The 21,418-nt window shown below is 49.1% G+C and carries 15 protein-coding genes and 2 pseudogenes; all 17 read left to right on the top strand.

All coding sequences use genetic code 11. From position 1 onward, the window contains the following. The 17 genes and pseudogenes from SIK69_RS03090 to SIK69_RS03010 all read left to right on the top strand — a co-directional run bounded on the left by SIK69_RS03090 (position 1) and on the right by SIK69_RS03010 (position 20,691). Entirely contained in the window at positions 1 to 1,716 is a 1,716-nt protein-coding gene (locus SIK69_RS03090) for an OmpA family protein (RefSeq protein WP_319785381.1), read from the top strand. Between the two features lie 4 nt (positions 1,717 to 1,720). After that, entirely contained in the window at positions 1,721 to 2,212 is a 492-nt protein-coding gene (locus tag SIK69_RS03085; RefSeq protein WP_319626772.1) for an Hcp family type VI secretion system effector, read from the top strand. Between the two features lie 203 nt (positions 2,213 to 2,415). Next, positions 2,416 to 2,697, top strand: a complete 282-nt coding sequence (locus SIK69_RS03080) for a hypothetical protein (RefSeq protein WP_319626773.1) — start codon at positions 2,416 to 2,418, stop codon at positions 2,695 to 2,697. Between the two features lie 125 nt (positions 2,698 to 2,822). Then, the gene (gene tssH, locus SIK69_RS03075; protein WP_319785380.1) at positions 2,823 to 5,459 is read left to right on the top strand and encodes a type VI secretion system ATPase TssH; all 2,637 of its coding nucleotides are present in this window, start codon (positions 2,823 to 2,825) and stop codon (positions 5,457 to 5,459) included. A gap of 85 nt (positions 5,460 to 5,544) precedes the next feature. Continuing rightward, positions 5,545 to 5,694, top strand: a pseudogene (locus tag SIK69_RS03070) (STM2901 family protein); the annotation flags it as partial. Then, positions 5,691 to 6,011 (top strand): DUF1493 family protein, encoded by a 321-nt coding sequence (locus tag SIK69_RS03065; RefSeq protein WP_319626775.1) that lies wholly within the window; start codon positions 5,691 to 5,693, stop codon positions 6,009 to 6,011. The pseudogene SIK69_RS03070 and the gene SIK69_RS03065, both read left to right, overlap by 4 nt. 68 nt (positions 6,012 to 6,079) lie before the next feature. Then, on the top strand, positions 6,080 to 8,947 hold the full coding sequence (locus SIK69_RS03060; protein ID WP_319785379.1) for a type VI secretion system Vgr family protein: 2,868 nt from the start codon (positions 6,080 to 6,082) through the stop codon (positions 8,945 to 8,947). A 461-nt stretch (positions 8,948 to 9,408) separates the two neighbouring features. Beyond that, positions 9,409 to 11,352, top strand: coding sequence for a Tle2 family T6SS lipase effector (locus tag SIK69_RS03055; RefSeq protein ID WP_319785378.1), 1,944 nt, complete (start codon positions 9,409 to 9,411; stop codon positions 11,350 to 11,352). Continuing rightward, entirely contained in the window at positions 11,345 to 12,112 is a 768-nt protein-coding gene (locus tag SIK69_RS03050; protein ID WP_319785377.1) for a hypothetical protein, read from the top strand. Before SIK69_RS03055 ends, SIK69_RS03050 begins: the two co-directional genes overlap by 8 nt. A 36-nt stretch (positions 12,113 to 12,148) precedes the next feature. After that, on the top strand, positions 12,149 to 12,874 hold the full coding sequence (locus SIK69_RS03045) for a hypothetical protein (protein WP_319785376.1): 726 nt from the start codon (positions 12,149 to 12,151) through the stop codon (positions 12,872 to 12,874). A gap of 24 nt (positions 12,875 to 12,898) precedes the next feature. Then, positions 12,899 to 13,165: a PAAR domain-containing protein gene (locus tag SIK69_RS03040; RefSeq protein WP_319785375.1), complete on the top strand. Its 267-nt coding sequence runs from the start codon at positions 12,899 to 12,901 to the stop codon at positions 13,163 to 13,165. Between the two features lie 3 nt (positions 13,166 to 13,168). After that, positions 13,169 to 14,329 carry a KPHS_23130 family T6SS system protein gene (locus SIK69_RS03035; protein ID WP_319785374.1) on the top strand — a complete coding sequence of 387 codons (1,161 nt, stop codon included), beginning with the start codon at positions 13,169 to 13,171 and terminating at the stop codon, positions 14,327 to 14,329. Continuing rightward, positions 14,316 to 17,729 (top strand): ImcF-related family protein, encoded by a 3,414-nt coding sequence (locus SIK69_RS03030; protein ID WP_319785373.1) that lies wholly within the window; start codon positions 14,316 to 14,318, stop codon positions 17,727 to 17,729. Before SIK69_RS03035 ends, SIK69_RS03030 begins: the two co-directional genes overlap by 14 nt. A gap of 47 nt (positions 17,730 to 17,776) precedes the next feature. Continuing rightward, a pseudogene (locus tag SIK69_RS03025) lies at positions 17,777 to 17,881 on the top strand (AAA family ATPase); the annotation flags it as partial. A 70-nt stretch (positions 17,882 to 17,951) separates the two neighbouring features. Further along, a complete protein-coding gene (locus SIK69_RS03020; RefSeq protein ID WP_319785371.1) occupies positions 17,952 to 18,179 on the top strand; it encodes a hypothetical protein in 228 nt (75 codons plus the stop codon). A 154-nt stretch (positions 18,180 to 18,333) separates the two neighbouring features. Continuing rightward, positions 18,334 to 18,966, top strand: a complete 633-nt coding sequence (locus SIK69_RS03015; protein WP_319785370.1) for an Ssp6 family T6SS pore-forming effector — start codon at positions 18,334 to 18,336, stop codon at positions 18,964 to 18,966. Positions 18,967 to 20,349: 1,383 nt separating this feature from the next. Next, complete coding sequence (locus tag SIK69_RS03010; protein ID WP_319785369.1) at positions 20,350 to 20,691, top strand: hypothetical protein; 342 nt, start codon at positions 20,350 to 20,352, stop codon at positions 20,689 to 20,691. Positions 20,692 to 21,418 lie beyond the last annotated feature (727 nt).

Here is a 21,418-nt window from a genome sequence, read left to right as displayed (position 1 = left end):
ATGCGCAATCTGAGCAAGCCCTTGCTGGTCGCGCTGGCTTTCACGCTTGCCCTCTGGCTGGTGTGGGGATTCTGGCCGTTGGGCCTCGGTAGTCGCCTGTTTTTGAGCGTGGTTGTCCTCGTTTTGGCGGGCGGTCTCGGCTGGCGTTACTGGCATCAGATGCAAAACAGCGCTGTAACCGTGGTGGATATCGCATTGCCACCGGAGGATTTCGAAGGCGCACTGGTTCTGGTCTGCGGTGACAGCGACGTGCTGTTTACTGCCGATGAGTCCTTTCGCGAGACGCGTCAGGGCTGGTATCTGCCTGTACGTCAACCGGAACAACTGGCACAAATTGCTGAGTCTGTCGCATCCGGGCGTCCGGCACTGGTAGCCCAGGTTTCAGTCTTAATGGCTTTCGCTCCGGAGCGCTGGCAGGAGGAAGTGGCCTTCACCAGCCAGCTTCATCAGTGGCAGCGAGCCATCGCACAATCACGCCGGTCGTTTGCTGGACTGCCGCCCGTTTGGACCTGTCTGTGGCTGAATGCACCCGCAAAAAGTGATGAAGGCCGATACCGCTGGTATTTCCTTACTAACAACCGTGAAGGCATTCAGGTTCAGGAAAACAACGGAGTCGCGCAATCCTATCTGCCGTGGTGTACCTACGCGCCTGAGGCTTTACATCCGCATCGTCTGGACAGTTCGCTGTGGCTGGAGTCGCTTTTTCGCTGGCTTAAACCCCGTGTGACCGACCTCATGCAGACACGTCACCACGATACACCTGCGCTGCCTGCCTGCATGTTGGCGGTGTGCAGCGGACCCTTAGCGACACTGCCCGACAACCTATGGCAACAGCATACCGCTTCGGTGACAACCTTGCAGAGTCGTTCCGCTTCCACGGAAGAAATGCCGCCGCTACCGGATATGCTGCTGCCGCATTTATCACGCCGCCACGGTATCAGCCGCGTGATGCTTTCCTGGCGCGTCGTGGGCGGGATTGTGGGGATCTTTTTGCTGCTGGCGATGCTCGCCTCATGGATCAATAACCAACGTTTGATCCAGAACGTCAGCGATCATCTCGCGCTCTACCAGCGTTTAAGCGGTAACCCGCCAGCTCCGAAAGTTCAGGCTCAGGAACAGTTGCGCAGAGATAACGGACTGCTGGATTCATGGCAACGCCAGGGCGCACCGATGCGTTACACGCTTGGGCTGTATCAGGGAATGCGCCTGATTGCCCCGCTGCGTGCGGCAATCAATAACTGGGCACCCCCTCTGCCACCTCCTCCGGTTATCAAAAAGATTATCCAGGGCCCGAAAACGGTCCGGCTCGACAGCATGTCGCTGTTCGATTCCGGTCAATCCGATCTCAAATCCGGCTCGACCAAAGTGCTGGTGAATTCACTGGTGGGCATCAAGGCCAAGCCGGGCTGGTTAATTGTGGTCAGCGGCCATACCGACAACACCGGCACGCCGAAACTGAATCAAACGCTGTCCCTGAAACGTGCCGAAGCGGTACGCGACTGGATGCGTGACACCGGTGATGTGCCGGAAAGCTGTTTTGCCGTGCAGGGCTATGGCGAAAGCCGCCCTGTCGCAACGAATGACACGCCGGAAGGCCGCGCGCTGAACCGTCGTGTCGAAATCAGTCTGGTCCCGCAGGCAAATGCCTGTCAGGTGCCGGGCAAATCCCCAGCGTCATCGCAGGATGATGACGCTTCACAACACAATGGAGAGTAATTCCATGGCTATTCCTGTTTATCTGTGGCTGAAAGACGACGGCGGTGCGGACATTAAAGGTTCCGTAGACGTTAAAGACCGTGAAGGCAGCATCGAAGTTGTCGCTCAGGATCACAATATCTACATTCCGACCGACAACAACACGGGCAAATTGACCGGGACGCGTATTCACACCCCGTTCATGTTCACCAAGGAAATCGACTCCTCCAGCCCGTATCTGTACAAGGCAGTGACCACCGGTCAGACCCTGAAATCTGCTGAGTTCAAATGGTATCGCATCAATGACGCGGGCCAGGAAGTGGAATATTTCAATACCAAGCTGGAAAACGTGAAGGTTGTGAAAGTGAATCCGTTGATGCACGACGTCAAGGATCCTTCTTTCGAAAAACACAATCACCTCGAGCAGCTTGAACTGCGTTACGAAAAAATCACCTGGACTTACAAAGACGGCAACATCATTCATTCCGATTCCTGGAACGAACGTACGACTGCCTGAATTTAGGGTAATGCCTAATGCGGGCGGGGAGACCTGTCCGCAATTTTTGCAATGTCCCTTTATGCGGAGGGGACAGTGCAAAAATGATCATCCGACAATCTGACCTAATGCGCTTAGGGTTCCTTGTTAGAAGGGTAAGCGATGGGCGGTAGCGTGCCTGAATGAAATCAGGCTTATTTCTGAGGACATAAAAGGGAACAACTATGCCATTTAGTTTTGACGATTCTGCTGCCAGGCAGAACTGGGGAAAAGGAAAATCAATCAGCGTACCGCCAGCCGGAATGCGAAAATATCACGACTGGCGTCGATATATTCTGGCCGGACGATCGCCATCAGATGCGGCAAGACTTGCCGGGGATATGAATTATGAACTGCTGCAAGGCAACAGTAATCTCTGCTCCGTCAGGCTTACACAGCAGCACCGAGTTTTATTCTCGGTTGTCGGGATGTCAATCAAGGTTCTGGAAATTGGCGGTCATTATTAGCCTCGGTCCTAATCAATAAATACATTACCAGTATTTTTACATGTCCACCCGAGGGGTTATCTGAAACGGATAACCCCCGTGTGCTAAATAGCCCAATAGTGCGTGTCAGAATGGAGAAGGTCTTTATGGAGCATCACTCATCAACCTTATTACGTCGCCTTAACCCTTACTGTGCTCGCGCACTTGAAGGCGCTGCGAGCTTGTGCCAAACCCGCGCCCATTCGTCTATCCTCCCAGAACACTGGCTGCTGAAACTGCTTGAGCAGGGCGAAGGCGACCTGACGGTGCTGGCGCGTCGTTACGAATGGGATATGGACGCGCTGTGGCAGGATTTACTCGGCTGGCTGGATACGCTGCCGCGCTCGGTGCGCGCGCGACCGAGTCTGTCAGACAATATTCAGGCGCTAATGCAGGAAGCCTGGCTGCTGGCGTCACTTTCCGGCGAGGATCAGATCCGCAGCATTCACCTGCTGATGGCGCTGGTCGGTAAACCAAAATTGGTGCGCTGCGATGGCCTGTGGCCGCTGCTGACTCTGGGTCAGAGCCAGCTGGAACGCCTGCGTCCGCTGCTCGATGCGCAGTCCGACGAGCGCCCGGAGATGCAGCAGGCAGCAGAGCTGGCCCAGCAGGGCGGCGATGTCGAAATGGTTGGTCGTCCGGTTGGGGCTGAAGTCCGCGACGGCGAACTCAACCCGGCGCTGCAAAACGCGCTGGATAAATTCACTCTCGACGTCACCGCCAAAGCGAAAGAGGGCAAAATCGACCCGGTGTTTGGCCGCGATACCGAAATCCGTCAGATGGTGGATATTCTGTCCCGTCGTCGCAAGAACAACCCTATTTTGGTCGGTGAACCGGGCGTGGGAAAAACCGCGCTGGTCGAAGGTCTGGCGCTGCGTATTGCCGAGGGCAACGTGCCTGAGTCACTGAAAACCGTCAGCCTGCGCACCCTCGACCTCGGCCTGCTGCAGGCGGGAGCGGGCGTGAAAGGTGAATTTGAACAACGCCTGAAAAACGTCATCGACGCGGTACAGCAGTCGCCGAATCCGGTGCTGCTGTTCATCGACGAAGCCCACACCATTATCGGCGCGGGCAATCAGGCGGGCGGCGCGGATGCGGCCAACCTGTTAAAACCCGCACTGGCGCGTGGCGAACTGCGCACTATCGCCGCTACTACCTGGAGCGAATACAAACAGTATTTTGAACGCGACGCCGCGCTTGAGCGCCGTTTCCAGATGGTGAAAGTCGATGAGCCGGACGACGAGACCGCCTGCCTGATGCTGCGCGGCCTCAAATCCCGTTACGCCGAACACCATAACGTCCACATTACCGATGCGGCGGTCCGCGCTGCCGTGACCTTGTCGCGCCGTTATCTGACCGGGCGTCAGCTGCCGGATAAAGCCGTCGACCTGCTCGACACCGCCGCCGCCCGCGTGCGTATGAGCCTCGATACCGTGCCGGAGCCGTTAACGCGGATGCGCGTCCAAATCACCGCCCTGGACATCGAGAAGCAGGCGCTGCTGGAAGATATTGCCGTTGGGAGCAGTAGCCAGGGCGAACGTCTGGCGGCGATTGAACAGGAAGAAATCAACCTGTTTATCGAACTGGACGAGCGCGAGACCCAGTACGGCCAGGAGCTGTCGCTCACAGAGCAACTGCTGGAGACCCGCAAGGATATCTCTCGTCAGGGAGAGACCCGTGAGCTGCAACAGCAGCTGGATGGCATGCAGCAGAATAGCCCTCTGTTATCTGTCGACGTCGATACCCGCACCATCGCCAACGTGATTGCCGACTGGACCGGGGTGCCGCTTTCCTCGCTGATGAAGGATGAGCAAACCGAACTGCTGAACCTGGAAGGGGAAATTGGCAAGCGCGTGGTCGGACAGGACGTGGCGCTCAACGCCATCGCCCAGCGTCTGCGTGCCGCTAAAACCGGACTCACCTCCGAGAACGGCCCACAGGGCGTGTTCCTGCTGGTCGGCCCGAGCGGCACCGGGAAAACCGAGACTGCGCTGACCCTCGCCGATGTACTGTACGGCGGTGAAAAGTCGCTCATCACCATCAACCTGTCGGAGTATCAGGAACCACATACCGTCTCCCAGCTGAAGGGCTCGCCGCCGGGCTACGTCGGTTACGGTCAGGGTGGTATTCTGACCGAAGCGGTGCGCAAGCGCCCGTACAGCGTGGTGCTGCTCGATGAAGTCGAAAAAGCCCATCGGGACGTGATGAACCTGTTCTACCAGGTGTTCGACCGCGGCTTCATGCGCGACGGTGAAGGCCGCGAAATCGACTTCCGCAACACCGTGATTTTGATGACCTCCAACCTCGGCAGCGATCACCTGATGCAACTGCTGGACGAACAGCCGGACGCCAGCGAAGGGGACCTGCACGAACTGCTACGGCCTGTCCTGCGTGACCACTTCCAGCCGGCGCTGCTGGCCCGCTTCCAGACGGTCATCTACCGCCCGCTGGCGGAAACCGCGATGCGCACCATCGTGCAGATGAAACTGGACCAGGTCAGCAAGCGCTTACATCGCCATTACGGCCTGACCACCCACATCGACGAGAGCCTGTTCGATGCGCTGACGTCCGCCTGCCTGCTGCCGGACACCGGCGCACGCAATGTTGACAGCCTGCTCAACCAGCAAATTCTGCCGGTGCTGAGCCAGCAACTGCTTACTCACATGGCGGCGAAGCAAAAACCGAAGTCACTGACGCTGGGATGGAATGAAGAAGAGGGGATCGGGCTGGAATTTAGGGACTAATCAGGACAGATAATATGGATACTGTTGAAGAACTTAACGGAACCTATTTTTTGATGGCATGAATAATCTGACCGCCTGGGAGCTGCTTTTTTGGGTTAATAATCTTGGTGCTTTCGTGGGGAGGGCGGTTCCTGTTTTGGGATGGGTGATTCTGGCGCATGACATTTCCGTTATCAGTTATCGTACGGTCACTCGCTACAACATCATTGCTCGTGAAGAGGATAAAATCTGGTGAACAGGGTAACTGATGACAAAGTAAGAGACTTTATTCTTGATGACCTCCCTTTGGTCACAACTCTTTTTCTGAAAAGGGTAGATGTAGCTGATGATGCCGTATTGCAGGAGCTCTTTGAAGTTGAAGATGTTGCAGAAATGGTCGACGCATTCTTCCATCACTTTCATATCCGGGCAGATGGTTTTTCCATTGATAATTACTATCCCTGGCAGGGTAAATCTCCATTTCTATGCAAAAAAACAACGCAGAGTAAATCGCCACTAACGATTCGAATGTTTATTGAGTCAGCTAGGGCTGGGCGCTGGTTATATAAATGATTTGTTTTTTATTACCCCACTTTAACTGGTGGTGACATCAAACAGATTACCACCACGGAGTTATGATAATGAGTCTGACAGACATGTTACAGAATACCTTTTCGGGTGTGGTTAATACTACGCTCAATCGCTATCAGCTTAATATTCCCTCCTGTCATTCGTCATTGGATGTCGAAGATTTCTGTGGGACTGAATCGCTGAGCCAGCTCTATCGCTATGACATCAGTTTTACCAGCACAGATAAAAATATTGATGCCAACCAGATATTGAGCAAATCGGCGACCCTGACTATGGGAACCGGGATGCTCAATATGCTGACTGGTCAGAAAGTAGTGCATGGTGTGGTGACGCAATTTGAGCGTATAAAAAGTTCTGCCGACCAGGCCGAATACATGATAACGCTTGAACCGTTTCTGGCGTTGTTGCGTAACCAGTTCCGTACCCATCGCTTCTTCGTCAATAAATCGGTACCCGAGGTGGTCACCGAAGTCCTCCAGGAGCATGGGCTGAAAGGCTGGGAATATGAATTCACCCTTAAGGCCGACTACCCGAAGCGTGAGCAGATTAACCAGTATCAGGAAAATGACCTCGCATTTATCGAACGTCTGCTGGCCGAAGTGGGGATATTTTATTTCTTTACCCTGCAGCCGGACACCCAGACCGAAGTGGTGCATTTTGCAGACAAACAGAGCGCCTGGACGTTCGGGAAAAAACTACCGCTGAACAGCCCGTCAGGGACGAACGATAACGCAGTGGATTCGGTGTGGGGCGTGCATGTCCGGCAGAACGTGGTGGAACGTTCCGTTACAGCGAATGATTACAACCACCGGGAAGCCCAGAACATCCTGATGTCCGTTCCTGCGGACATGACCCAGGGCGAAGGCGACGGTGTTACCTACGGGGATGTGTATCTTCACCGTCCGCGCCACCTTGAACGTGGCGACAAAATTAGTCCGACAGCGGAAACCGCCAACTTCTGGGCGTGTCTGGAGCATGAACGCTTCCTGTCAAACCAGACGACGGTGACCGGCAGCAGTACCGACCACACCCTGGGTCCGGCCCAGGTGCTGACCATCACTGAAAAGGCCGTCCCCCCGACCCTGCCGCGGGAAACCGAGAATGGCGTCGTCATCGTCAGCGCGGGTTACACCGCCAGCCGTCAGAATGCCCTGAGGGTGGAGTGGGCGGCGATGCCGTATTACGAGAACCGTTGCTGGCGGCCTGCGCCTAAAAAGCGCCCGGTGGTCAGCGGCACGCTGACGGCGCGCGTGACCAGCGCCAAAGACAACGATATCTACGCCTGGCAGGATGCATCCGGCATGTACCGGGTGAAGTTTGATGCAGACCGTGATGACAAAAGTCAGGGCATGGAAAGTATGCCGGTACGTTTTGCCAAGCCTTACGGCGGTGATAAGTACGGCTTCCACTTCCCGCTGATACAGGGCACTGAAGTGGCCATCGCTTTCCATGAAGGTGACCCGGACCGCCCGTATATTGCCCACGCGATGCATGATTCCCGTCATGTCGACCACGTCACTGAAGCCAACAGCACGCGCAACGTTATCCGTACCGCCGGGCTGAACAAGCTGCGGATGGAGGACAAGCGCGGGGAAGAGCACGTCAAGCTGAGCACCGAGTACGGCGGTAAGACGCAGCTTAATTTAGGGCATAATGTTGATGCTTCTCGTACCCTGCGGGGTGAAGGGGCGGAGCTGCGCACTAACGACTGGGTCAGCGTCCGTGGTGGCAAGGGAGTTCTGCTTACTGCAGATGCTCAGCCTGACGTCGGCAGTAAAATGCTTGAAATGGACAGGGCTGTAGAACAACTGGAACAGGCTCTCACGCTGGCAAGAAGCCTCCAGGCTGCTGCGAAAGGGGCACAGGCAACAATATCTGACATCGACAGCCAAAAGACGCTAAACAGCTCACTGAAATATCTGAAAATGCCAGGAATGCTGGCCAGTGCACCTGCAGGCATTGGCATTCTAAGTCCTGAGGCTGTCCGGCTTGCTTCAGGCGGGGCAAGTATTGGCCTCATGTCAGGTAAAAACACGGATATCAGCACCGGGCAATCGTTTACTGTGGCGGCAAGCGAGGCTGTAAGCTTGTTTGCTCAGGCTGCAGGAATGAAAATGTATGCCGGGGCAGGGAAGGTTGATATCCAGGCACAAGCTGATGCCATGAATGTCTCAGCATTACAGGACATCACTGTCGCCAGTGGTCAGGGAAGCGTGAAGGTGAATGCCAGCAAGGAACTGATTTTAAGTTGCGGTAGTGCTTATATAAAGCTTAGCGGTGGGAATATTGAACTGGGATGTCCGGGGAATATTTTGCTGAAAGCGGCCAATGTTAATCAGACGGGACCTGCAACACTTGATACTCCACCTCTTACTTTCCCTAAGGGGTATGGCGGAACGTTTACTGTTACCGATCCTGCATCAGGGGATATCAAACCATTCACCAGTTATAGAGTAACCTCTCCAGATGGCGAGGTGCTTGAAGGAATATCTGACTCGTCAGGGAAGACTGCACCGTTTTACTCATCGACACCTGGTAATGTAAAAATTGAGTTTCCACGTGAGCAAAATGATGAAGGACCTGGGCATTGGGTTACTGTTGGTCATGATTATCACGGGTTGAAGAATACTGCAATTATGGCAATCAACCGCTTAACTTCTATGGGAGATGAGGGGCGTGTTTTTGGTTCTGAAGGGAAGGACTATATGAATACGAAAAGAGATAAAATCCAGGAATGGCAGCCTTTGCCATCTGATGCTACAGACGAGATAGAGCAGCAATCAGCAGTACGTCGTTACGGAGAACAGAGAAAGGTAACACAAACTTTTCTGGAAGGTGACGATGCCTGGGCTGTTACAGGTCAGTCGTGGCACTGGCAACCAACGACCGCTGATGATGTCTATGAGGGAATTAAATGAAGTTTAGATTAAAACAGAACCATATCTTGTATTTTTGGGCGGTATTTGATCTCTTTTACATTGCCAGATTTATCTGGCTGAATATATCTCAGGGACGAATTCCTTTAATTGATGATATATTGTCTTTTAGCAATATTTATCCACAGCAAGGGGCATATTCGCTAGTCCTTTTTTCATTTTCATTACTGCTTAATATATCAATTGTTTTTTCTGCTGTAATGTTCTTAAAAAAGTGGAAGTATGTGAGCTGGATGGTTTATTTTCAAACACCATTCAGACTGTTCTTCATGATCCCTTCTGTTTCGATAATGCCATGGATATTCAAAACCATGTCAATCAAACTTGGAGCGATATTTCTTGTCGTTGTATTCTTATCAGAGATAATTAAGGTTGGGACATTTTATCTGACAAGAGAAAGGAGTTCATGATTTTTTGCTAAATCTGAATAAAGAGGGATGTTGATGGCAGGCAATTCATTAGTGACATCTGTGACACATACAGAGGCAAAAGCTACGACGGGAAAGCAAAAACCTTATTGGGTCGAATTTCAATTGGTTGATGAGCAGGGCGATCCTGTGGCGAATATGCCATGGAAGGCTGAAAGCTCTCATCCCGTTTCTGGACCTGTCGATAACTTTACCTATACAGGTCAAAGTGACGCGGACGGGTTTATCCGTATAGATATGCCGCATGGTCTGGAGCTGAAACTAACATTAAATAGCAATCTGTTGACGGAAGAAATGGAGAAGCGTTCTCTTCGAGTCGGCAGGGATCCTATAAAAGATTCGACCGTTCGTCCAAAAGCGGAGAAAAATGGCCATGTGTGGCACTACGCCGTAGTGGGTGAATTATGTCATGAACAACCTGATTTACAACTAAGCGATGGAGAGGAGTTGCCCTTATTCCATTTCCCCATTAGTAGTTCATTTCAGGGTGTTAAGATCAGAACAAATGAACTCGAAAAACGCCATGTGATTGAAATTTGCCCATTTAGAACCTGGGAGTTAGTTCTCCATCACCAGAATGATTACTCTATGGCAAATGCCATTAATTTAGGATTGGCCTCTGATTTAGCTTATGATGAGATAGATATTATAAAGAAGTATTTTATTAATAAATGTCAGGACCTTTCGACGATACCATCCAGAAAAATTGGTCAATCGACTATTAATGCTTTAGTTGTAGATGTGCCGTATTCTGAAAGATATTTAATTCCAATAGATATCGATTCAACCAAAACTGATGATCCTGAAGGAGATACACAGCTTTATTATGTCTACAATAATAGTAAAATAGTCATAGCGTGGCGCGGCACTGCAAGCCTGACCGATGGGATAACGGATGCATCGTTTAGACCGGTAGAGTCCGATAGTTGCAATATCAAATCTGAATGTACTTCATTAGTTCCTACTGGGAAAGTACATACGGGATTTTGGGCAGGCTACACCTTAATTGAACGAATGTTTAAAAATCAGCTTAATGAACTTAGCAATAAAATCGAAGGTAGGGATTTGTTCATTTGTGGTCATAGCTTAGGAGGATCGCTGGCATTAATCCACTCGGCAAGATTAAAGGAAAGCAAACCGCTTCTTTATACTTATGGTATGCCAAGAACGTTCACTAAAAATGCTGTAGATGTATTATCAAGTATTACTCACTATCGGCATGTAAATGATCAAGATCCAGTACCATCAGTTCCACCAGAGGCCGATCTGGATAATCAGTTGTATAAATTATGGGGGCCTTTGGGAACAACTCTTGGTTTTTTATGGTCTGTCGTTGAGCTAACTGCCTGGCAAATCGGAGAGTGGGGTGACTGTTTTTGGCACCATGGTAATACGGTCGCATTTTTAACAATAACCCAAAGCAGAAAATGGCAGCAGTGTAGTATTGAGCTTCCTTACCCAAGAAATTGTATGACCATTCAGACAAGACTTCCTGAAAAAGTTAAGCTCTATCTTGTACCGTCGCTGGCACTTCAGGAAGCTAAGCAATCCGGGCAAGATCAAAAGGCTTTTAAAGCTTCACTTACTAAGGAAGATCTTCAAGAATTTTTCCCCGAAGGCATGAATCCAAATAGAGGGATGCCTGCGAATGTTGGAAATCACCTTCTGACATCATATATGCCCTATATAAATAATAAATTGTTAGGCTTAGCTTATGAAAAAGGGGTTAGCGATGGAAAGTCCTTCACTGAACATGCCGAGAAAGTAGCATCCTTTAATTTACAGATGGACTACTATTCAGGTGAAATCCCTAAGAAAGAGTTTGACAGGAATAAAAAGTTTCTTTCGCTCGAGGATTTGCTAAAAAATTCGCTTAGCTCAACCATCTCTGCAGCATCCGGTTCTGATGCTCTTAAAAGATTTGGCCATTATGGAGAAGAGGACATGGAAAATGTATAAGAGATTAAATTCATTCGTCTTGCTCCAGTTTGCTTTATTGCTAAATGGATGCGCTCAGGCAACTGACAGAACATTATCACCACCATCGAATTCTGATTGGGTTAATATTGAGATAAAAAATCCATCTCAATATACAAAGCCTTTTCCTCTTGAAGTGTTGTACGTATCTACGACGTGCAAGCGTGAGTTGATGAGTATGCGAGATGGTCAGCATTATGAGAAGGTGGGGCTCAATCCAATAAAAATACCTCTTCAAGAAAAGAACTCATCCGGTGTATGGATTGCAAAAATAGCAAAAGATGGCGGTGGTAAGTGTAACTGGAAACTGAGTGAGTTAAATTTGGGTATTGAATATATTGATGCTACTCATCTCGGGAAGGGTTTAGTGCCGGGAACTGCTGTTGGCGCAACAATTGCGTTTGATGATAATGCAACCAAAAATGGTCTATTTAAAGTATTTGAAAATCCTGAGCTTGTTTTATCTCCAGCATACTATCCCTTAGTACAAACCAATAAACGCATCAGTGCAAATGATATGTTGAATTTATTTGGTGCGAAGGATTTCATGAAAATAAAGATGATTTCTCCAGCCAAAACTATTCAGGTGATATTTAAACCAACTCTTGATGAAACTAAGCTTGTTAAGATGATTGCTCCAAAAGGGCATAAAGTCGGAGCGTTTTATAAAATTATCTATCCGGATGGAACTGTCGTATCTGATGGAACGACTCATCCTGATGTAAACAGGTTAAAGAATTAATTTATGCGGAAGTGTATTAGCAAGGTATTCTTCAGCATGCTAACGTTCTTTATTGTTAGTTGTGTCAATGCTGATGATCGTACACTTTCTCCGCCATCTAATACAGAATGGGTTAATGTAGAGATTAAAAATCCCTCATCATATACACAACCATTTCCTCTTGAGGTTTTGTATGTTTCGACTTCTTGTAAGCGTGAGTTGATGAGCATGCGTGATGGGCAGCATTATGAAAAGATTGGGTATAACCCTATTGAAATTGCACTTCAGAAACAAAGCGGTTCTGATTTATGGATTGCAAAAGTAGCAAAAGATGGTGGTGGCAAGTGTAACTGGAAGTTAAGTGAGTTCAATATGGAAATCGAATATATTGAAGCTACCCACCTTGGTAAAGGATTGGTTCCGGGAACCGCCCTAGTTGCTACTATTGCATTTGACGATAATGCAACTAAAAATGGCCAATTTACGACAGTTCATGGTGATGTTAATTTGTCTCCTATGTATTGTCCGTATATAAGGGAAAGGAAGATGAATTCCACAGAATCCAGCTTGTCACTATTAAGTGAGAAAAACTTTATCTCTTTGAGAGGGGATGGGGCGAATAAAATTAGATTTATTCCTAAGCTGGATGAATCAAAAGTCACCCGTTATATTGGAGTGGCAAAGAAGGAGCCTGGAACATACGCGAAGATAATATATCCCGATGGAAGCGTAGCGCCAGAAGGTACAATAATTCCTGATTTTAATAAAATCAATGCAAAGTAACTGCTAATAACATAGGTGTTTATTATGTCCAATGGCATCGTATTGTTCGGAGATAAAACTTCTCACGGCGGAAAAGTGATCTCCGCTTCTTCCAATATTACTGTCGACGGGAAAAAAGCAGCTTTAGTAGGCGATATGGTGAGTTGTCCGGTTCCGGGACATGGCACAAATCCCATCGTGGAAGGATCACCTCACCGGACATTTAACGGCCGCGCTGTTGTTGTCGATGGCTGCAAAAGCCAGTGTGGTTGTACTGTCATTTCAAGTACTCAGAACAGCACGGTAGGATAATCAATGGGCTGGGAAAGGACGAAAGCAACAACGATGGAGTTGCCTCCTGAGCCATCTTTTACGGGATGGTTGTTGGCAGGAGGTGTTGCCGCGGTTGTGGGTATTTTGCTGTTTATCCTGCATGCGTCAGGCATGGTTAAGGTACTGGCTGCATTCAATATCTGGTGGCTGGCATCCAGTCCGGTTCTTGGCTGGTTCTTCCTGTTTTGTTTACGGGGGTGGCTGTGGGGCAGAACAGTCAATGAACATCAATTTTTGCAGAAGGAAGCTGAATATGGACAGCAACAGTGGGAAGCTTGGGCTGAACGCTATCTGGCTGTGCTTGGAAGTAGCATCCTGCTACCTTCTGGAGTGACCTCTGACGCGATTGCTAAATCGGATGCTGCAGATGCGCCGCAATTTCTTTCACTGACCAGCCATTTTGATGCGCAATCGACGACTTCCACCTCCTTGCTCGAATTGGGTCTGACCGGTGTACAAAACGCGATCGCGATGTTGCCTGCGACAGTGCCGTTCAATGTGACCATTGTGAGCGACATGATTTCATCAGACTTCGAGACCCAGTTTCGCGAATCATGGGGAAGAATTTACCCTGGGCATGTGCTATCAGGTTCGGTTACATGCTGTGAAGCTCTTTCTTTTGCCTGGATCGAAGAGCGCCTTAAGAATCCCGTATTCGATATTGAACTGATCATGATATTGCACAATAAGGCAACTGAACATTATTCAGATGCACTCGCGACCATAATAGTTACCAGCGATGATGTTGCTGAAAAATATCAACTTGCTCACTCTGCCCGCATATTGCGACCGATGTTGCTGGACATGCCAAATTTCAAAGCTGACATGGGGTTGTTTCTGGAAACACAAACGATCGCCTGCCAGACATCAAACGTCTTTTGTGACAAGGCCTCCTGGAGTGAACGTTTTGCTGACGTCATGACGGCGGCTCAGATGCATCAGACGCCATGGATGCCTGAAGAAATTGATACACTGGAAAAATATAACGGTATCCCCGGTGCTGGCAGCGCCTGGCTACTGGCGACACTGGTCTCTGAAATCGTGACGATCAGTAAAGCACCGGTTCTCGGGCTGTTTACCTCAGGAACTGACCATTTCGTCAGTACTGTTACCCCAGGGAGTGAAAATAATGATGCCGGGTAGCTCATGGAGCAGAGGGGGGCTTGCAGGTGTAGTTGCCTTCATTTCATTGCTTATTCTGGGCCTGATCTTGCATTTTGGTCCTCAGTACGGTGTTGATGCACCTGCTAAGCAGGCGCTTGTCTTTGCAGCCGCCTGGTTTGTATTACTGATTTGCCATTACATCCCATTCATGTTCCGGTTTATGCGGGAAAAATATCACCGCTGGCAGGAGCAGAAAAACAATGCGTTGCCTTCTGATGAATCAAGAGTTGCCCGGACTCCGCCTCGCAATGTCACCGTTGACACCATCCGTGAAGCCATGCGCACCCTCTACGGCCGACGCTGGGGACGTAAAACGCGCATCCTGCTGATAACCGGCACCGTAGCGGAAGTGGAACAGCTGACCCCAGGCCTGACGGGACAACTCTGGCAGGAAGACCGTGGCACATTGTTGCTGTGGGGCGGGGACCTCAATACCCCGGCAGACAGTGCCTGGCTGACCGCACTGCGCAAACTGCGTCGTCGTCCCGTGGACGGCCTGGTGTGGGTCACCTCGGCCTTTGACCAGCTCTCAGCGCCCGGTCTGGAACAGCCGCTGCCGGTCCCGTCTGAAAGTACTATGGATTTGCTTTCCCATGCCATCAGCGACCGCATGGACGTGCTGGGCTGGAAGCTTCCGCTGTATGTCTGGTCCCTGCATCCGCGCGCCGGTCAGCCGGAAGGGCGCATTGTGCAGGCGACCGGCTGCCTGCTACCCGCCGGATGTCGTGCGGAGGGGCTCGCAGAGCAGCTCGCCGCCCTGACGTCAGAGCTGACCACTCAGGGCCTGCAGCAAACCTGTGGAAACGTGAAGCATAATTTCTTGCTGGCTCTGGCCGACCAGCTGGTTCGCGAGCCACAGAGCGTGACTGCGCCCCTGTCGGTAATGCTTAACCCGTACCGCCCGCTGCCGCTGGCCGGCGTGGTATTCAGTCAGCCCTCTGCCGGTGCCGAACGTGCCGTGACGCACCACTGGGGCATGGATAAACGCTGGGATATTCTGCCTGAGTCTGTCCGGACACTCCCAGCCGGACTCCGTCCGCGCAGGCCGGGTATTCCCTGGCGCAAAGTGTTTGCGTCAGTTGTCGCCCTGGCAATGATGGGCTGGGCTGTGTGGATGAGCATCGCGTATGTCACTAACCGCAGCCAGATTGCAGGGGCGAATGTGCAGGCCTCTCTGGCCGCACAGTCAAATCAGCCGTTGGAACAGCGTCTGTATGCTCTGTCAGAACTCCAGAAAACCCTGGCCCGTCTGCAATACCGCTCAGAGCACGGCGTGCCGTGGTATGAACAGGCCGGGCTAAGTCAGAATAACGCGCTGCTGGCAGCCCTCTGGCCACGTTATCAGGCCAGCGCGCTGCCGCTGTTGCGTGATGCGGCAGCCAGCCATCTGCAGAAGCAGGTTAGTGCCTTTAACGCGCTACCGCCGGGTAGCCCGCTGCGTGAGCAGATGGCAAAAAACGCCTATGACCAGCTCAAACTCTATCTGATGCTGTCCCGTCCGGAACGTATGGATGCGGCCTGGTTCAGTACTGCATTGCTGCATGACTGGCCGAAACGTGATGGCGTGAAAGACGGTGTCTGGCAAGGCATGGCCCCGTCACTGCTGTCGTTTTACGGGGCGCAGTTGCCTGCCCACCCTCAGTGGCGACTGCCCGCAGATGAGAGCATGGTCACCCAGGCACGTTCGCTGCTGGTTCGCCTGATGGGCGTGCGCAACAGCGAGTCCACCCTGTACCAGAAGATGCTCTCGCAGGTCGCACACCTGTATGTCGATATGCGCCTGGAGGACATGGCCGGCGACACGGACGCGGCCCGTCTTTTCAGTACCCCTGAGGTAGTGCCGGGGATGTTTACCCGGCAGGCCTGGGAACAGGCGGTGCAGCCCGCTATTGAGAAAGTGGTGAAGGCGCGCCGGGACGAGCTCGACTGGGTGCTGACTGACAGCAAGCGTCAGGTGAATAAACAGGACGAGACCTCGCCGGAAGCCCTGAAAAAACGTCTGACGGAGCGCTACTTTGCCGACTTTGGCGGTGCCTGGCTGGAATTCCTCAACAGCCTGCGCTGGGAGCAGGCAACCACGCTGTCGGACTCGATTGACCAGCTGACCCTGATGGCTGACGTACGTCAGTCACCTTTGGTGGCATTGATGAATACCCTGAATGTGCAGGGGCGTACCGGGCAGACGGGTGAAGCGATTTCTGACTCACTGGTGAAATCGGCCAAAAATCTGCTCGGCGGTGATAGCAAAGATGCCATTGACCAGAGTGCCGGTGCCCATGGGCCGCTAGATGCGACCTTTGGTCCGGTGCTGGCGCTGATGGACAAGAACCGCACGGGAGCACAGGAGCAGAGTCTGCATTCGTTCCTGACCCGCGTGACGCAGGTGCGTTTGCGCTTGCAGCAGGTGACTAATGCTGCCGATCCGCAGGCCATGACCCAGACCATTGCCCAGACGGTATTCCAGGGCAAAGCGGTTGACCTCACCGAAACCCGTGACTATGGAAGCCTGATTGCCGCCGGTCTCGGTCAGGAGTGGAGCGGTTTTGGGCGGACGGTGTTTGTGAATCCGATGGAGCAGGCCTGGCAGCAGGTGCTGACCCCGGCGGCAGACAGCCTCAATACGCAGTGGCAGCAGGCGGTGGTGGCTGAGTGGAACAGTGCCTTTGGTGGTCGCTATCCGTTTAGCAACAGCAGCAGCGACGTTTCCCTGCCGCTGCTGGCTAAGTACCTGAATGCCGATTCCGGGCGTATCGCGCAGTTCCTGCAGACTCGTCTCAAAGGTGTACTACACCGGGAAGGTAATCACTGGGTGCCGGACAGCATCAATTCGCAAGGACTGACCTTTAACCCGGCCTTCCTCAATGCCATCAACACCCTGAGTCATATCTCGGATGTGGCCTTCACCGAAGGCAACGCCGGCATGAACTTTGAGCTGCGTCCGGGCACCGCCGCCGGGGTGATGCAGACTGATATGATTATCGACAGCCAGAAACTGACCTACGTTAACCAGCTGCCGACGTGGAAACGCTTCACGTGGCCTGCGGATACCGAGGCCCCTGGTGCGAACCTGAGCTGGATAAGCACGCAGGCGGGTACCCGTCAGTATGCGGATATTCCCGGTTCCTGGGGCTGGATACGCCTGCTCGACACGGCGACAGTCAGCGCGTACCCGGGGACGGGCAGCAGCTACAGCCTGAGCTGGAAAGCACAGGACGGTTACCCTCTGAATTACACCCTGCGCACCGAAGCTGGAGAGGGGCCGCTGGCGCTGCTGAAACTGCGTCACTTCCGTTTGCCGGAATCCATTTTCAGCACAGCCGGGGCGGCACCGACAGACACGGTATCGCGCGTAAGAAGTGACGACAACGAGGAATACTGATGAGCAACCTGAACGCATTTCTCTGCGTCTGCCAGCCAGAGAAAGCGGTGTTGAGTCAGCAACTGCTTACTCACATGGCGGCGAAGCAAAAACCGAAGTCACTGACGCTGGGGTGGAGCGAACAGGAAGGGATTGAACTGGGGTTTGATTAATCGGTTTACTAAAGGAATACAATCATGGATAAAAATTGATGAGGTCTGTGCGTATTTTTTTAGGAGGCCTATGAAAATAAAACGATTTTTGTTAATTATTCTTTCTCGAGCCATACGCGGTGCCGGAATGGGAATGGGGGTATCTGGTATTTTATTTTCAGTTTGGTTTTTTTCTTTTCATCTAATGAAAGTAAATATCTATGGGGTGTATTTTCAATTGGTGATTTTTTTTGTTGGTTATGTTATGTATCGGTTTGCTTACACTTACATATATGATGAATGGAATGATGGCTATTAATGCCAATGTATATAATCCTAGAGCACATGGTGAATATAAAAATATCATTGATCTGATTGTTGGTTACTCTGGGTGTTGTAAATTCATTGAGCATTTTTTGTTGGGGAGTGATTTTTCTATATTGCAATGAGTAATGGGTTTTAGGAGCCATGAAATGGATGGGGCGAAAGACTTAGCACGAGAAATGCTAAATGTGATAAATGTTGATGATTCCGGTTTTTTGGGGGCTGTCGCCAAGGGTTTTATTTCCATTCCTGTTAATCTTGTCTATCTTGGATATGATTTTATAGACACAGAGCATAGAAAGGAAAATTTGGATGATAAGTTCAGAATAGCTCAACTTATCAAAAACACACATTTAAATAAAAAAACAATAGAAAAAGTTCTTAATGTTTTTATTGATGATTTTATATCTAAGATTGACCTTCCTTCACTGGGAGTAAAACTGGGTGGGCATAGTATTGGTGGGATGTTTTTTTCACAATGGACCGGTATTAAATTAGGCTATGTGATTTCGGAGCGTGCAATGACTGCACTTTTTGCAGGGACAGTTATTGGATCGCTTCTTACAATTGGTGCTGAGTCGTCACGAGCGATTTATACATCGAGGTATTTTTGTGAGAAAAACCCTAAAGCTTATTATAAGTTGAGAGGTATGGGGGATTTAGATCTTCTCTATTTTTTGGTAGAAGATACTGTAAAGCCTTTTGAGCAGGCCTGTAGGATTAGTGAATATAACAAAGAAGAGTTTAATGATATTTGCAAGTATTTTATTGGTGGCTTATGAACATAAAAAAGATCGGTGAGGTTCTTTTCTTTAACTTCATTTGTGCGGCTGGTGCGACTATCGCACTTATGGGTATAATCTTATCTTGTTGGTTATTTTTTGTCTCAGAGTATTCTGGTAGAATTTATTTTGGTGGCTTTGCTCTTTTAGTGTCTTATATTGGTTATTTGATTTATAAGCATGCATTTTCAAAGGTTAATAAAAAATGGGGTGATCACTATTAGTATGACACCACGGCACTTTATTTATTACGGTGTTATGAATATAAAGGATTTTTTTCTTCTTATCACTTCTCGACTTATATGCGGAATTGGAATGACTCTCGCCTTAGTTAGCACAGCCTATTCAATCTGGTGATTCTTTTTTTCACAGAAACCATACCATCTATTGTTTGGTTTATTAGGTGTAATTGGTTTTTTTATAGGGTGCGGATTTTATAAATTTGCGTTGAAGTATGTCTATGATGAGTTGAATAATTAGCGTTAGACACTGATTCTAAATTCTACTGAAATTTTAGAAGTCATTTTTTATGACTCATTACTAGATGCAAAAAAATGTGTGTTCATATAATTAAAATGATGATTTAATTTTTTGTGACGGAACCTCAACAATATCTGGAGGTGAGTGTGAGCCTTAGGAAGATCATTTTCATTCTATTTGGGATTGTTGTTGTTCAGTTCATGATATTAGCCATGATGCCATGGCCAGATCATGCTGATTATCAGGAAAGTGACAGGTACAGTTATTATTTTTATACTGATATTGATATAAAAACGCACCTAGAATCTCCGATTCTTATTATTTTTCCTATGACGCGCCTAAAGATGGACTAAAGGAAAGGAGTTCAATAATATTCTTGGGTGGTGATGTTAATTTTATAAAAATCCATCTCAAAAACTTAGGTTATTATGTGTCTGATCTTAGAGTTGTTGATAATAATGAGCGTGAAGAGTATTGGTTTCGCACTGGCGGGGGAGATATGTTTACTCTTTGGTATAGTAGCGATGATAGCACAGTAATATTGACGAAGGTTTCATCTTGAACTGAATATATAAGTCCTGAACTTCGCGCCACTTGACGAATGCTGCTGAATTAAAGTTAAAAAGGAATAAGACTATGAGCTTAACAGATAGTCTTGGAATGGCAGTTGTAGAGACGATGGAACAGACTCTCAATCATTACAGGTTAAGTATTATTCAGAACTGGATTTAGAAGATTTCTCCGGGCGCTAATGTCGCTATTCAGTATGGTATTACGTATATTCAATCTCTGCTCACTCATGCGGCTGCGAAACAGAGACAGAAATCGCTAACGTAAGGCTGAAGTGATGAGGACGGGATTGAGTTGGTGTTTTATTAACATGCTTACTAAAGGAATATAATCATGGATAGCGCTAAAGAAATCGCCAAGGATATGCTGAATTCCATTAATGTCGATGGATCCGGTTTCTGGGGGGCTGTAGGGAAAGGATTCATCTCTTTATCCGTGAGCCTCTATAATCTGGGGCGTGATTATATGGATACTGAGCATGGATATGATAATTTTGACGATAAGATAAGAATGGCAAAACTTATCAAATCAGGAACGATCAATAGAGAAGTAATTACGAAAGTAATTTCTGAATTTATTTCCCAGTTTATGTCCCGAGTTGATATGGATAGAACAGTCAATGGGTTAAAAAAATCACAGGAAACACTGCTGGAAAAATCGCATTTGCTCATGTAACAGGTGTTAGTCTTGGTCAGGCAATTACCAATAGTGCAGTTGGTGCTTTTTTTTCTGGAACTGCAGTCACAGGGATACTTTTTGTGGGGGCCGAGGTTTCTAGAGCGATATATATATCCCGGTATTTATAAGAACGAAATTTTGAACTGTATAGAAAGTTGAGAGATATGGGGGATTTAGAACTTCTATATTATTTAGTGGAAGATGTAGTAAAACCATTTGAAAAAACTTGTGTTATTCATGATCAACGTCCTGATGAGTTCAACGAGATTTGTGATTATTTTTTTGGTGCCTTATGAAAATAAAAAAATCAGCGCTAATTATTTTATCTATGGCTGTACGTTGGCTCGGTTTAGCTCTCGGGGGGACAGGTATGGTGTGGGGAGGTTGGTTTCTGTTCTTTTCTTACGACAATTATAGATTTGCGTGGGGTTTATACTTCTTGCTTCAGACGTATGTTGGGTTTTTAATATTTCGATATGGCATGAAAAAAATGATGAATGAGTTTGACAAGCACTGAGTGTTCTTGAGAGTAAAGAAAACTAGAGTTCTATATCCGTGAGATACTTTGTGGATATAAAGGATTTGTTTCTTTTTGTCATGTCTCGACTTGTTTGCGGGATTGGAATGACCCTTGCCTTAGTGAGTGCAGTTTATTCGATTTGGTGTTTCTTTCTTTCACAAAAGCTAAATTATATATTCTTGCAATTGGTTTTTGGGTGATTGG

Origin of the sequence: Scandinavium lactucae (genome assembly GCF_033843265.1) — a bacterium.
Classification (GTDB): Bacteria; Pseudomonadota; Gammaproteobacteria; order Enterobacterales; family Enterobacteriaceae; genus Scandinavium; species Scandinavium lactucae.
This window is presented reverse-complemented; position numbering and strand designations above follow the sequence as displayed.

What these genes read in the sequence shown, in the direction of transcription:
- SIK69_RS03060 (WP_319785379.1), top strand. Translation starts at nt 6,080, where the DNA reads ATGAGTCTGACAGACATGTTACAGAATACCTTTTCGGGTGTGGTTAAT.
- SIK69_RS03040 (WP_319785375.1), top strand. Translation starts at nt 12,899, where the DNA reads ATGTCCAATGGCATCGTATTGTTCGGAGATAAAACTTCTCACGGCGGA.
- SIK69_RS03030 (WP_319785373.1), top strand. Translation starts at nt 14,316, where the DNA reads ATGATGCCGGGTAGCTCATGGAGCAGAGGGGGGCTTGCAGGTGTAGTT.
- SIK69_RS03020 (WP_319785371.1), top strand. Translation starts at nt 17,952, where the DNA reads ATGAAAATAAAACGATTTTTGTTAATTATTCTTTCTCGAGCCATACGC.
- SIK69_RS03085 (WP_319626772.1), top strand. Translation starts at nt 1,721, where the DNA reads ATGGCTATTCCTGTTTATCTGTGGCTGAAAGACGACGGCGGTGCGGAC.
- SIK69_RS03080 (WP_319626773.1), top strand. Translation starts at nt 2,416, where the DNA reads ATGCCATTTAGTTTTGACGATTCTGCTGCCAGGCAGAACTGGGGAAAA.
- SIK69_RS03090 (WP_319785381.1), top strand. Translation starts at nt 1, where the DNA reads ATGCGCAATCTGAGCAAGCCCTTGCTGGTCGCGCTGGCTTTCACGCTT.
- SIK69_RS03010 (WP_319785369.1), top strand. Translation starts at nt 20,350, where the DNA reads ATGGATAGCGCTAAAGAAATCGCCAAGGATATGCTGAATTCCATTAAT.
- SIK69_RS03035 (WP_319785374.1), top strand. Translation starts at nt 13,169, where the DNA reads ATGGGCTGGGAAAGGACGAAAGCAACAACGATGGAGTTGCCTCCTGAG.
- SIK69_RS03015 (WP_319785370.1), top strand. Translation starts at nt 18,334, where the DNA reads ATGGATGGGGCGAAAGACTTAGCACGAGAAATGCTAAATGTGATAAAT.
- tssH (WP_319785380.1), top strand. Translation starts at nt 2,823, where the DNA reads ATGGAGCATCACTCATCAACCTTATTACGTCGCCTTAACCCTTACTGT.
- SIK69_RS03050 (WP_319785377.1), top strand. Translation starts at nt 11,345, where the DNA reads ATGTATAAGAGATTAAATTCATTCGTCTTGCTCCAGTTTGCTTTATTG.
- SIK69_RS03055 (WP_319785378.1), top strand. Translation starts at nt 9,409, where the DNA reads ATGGCAGGCAATTCATTAGTGACATCTGTGACACATACAGAGGCAAAA.
- SIK69_RS03045 (WP_319785376.1), top strand. Translation starts at nt 12,149, where the DNA reads ATGCTAACGTTCTTTATTGTTAGTTGTGTCAATGCTGATGATCGTACA.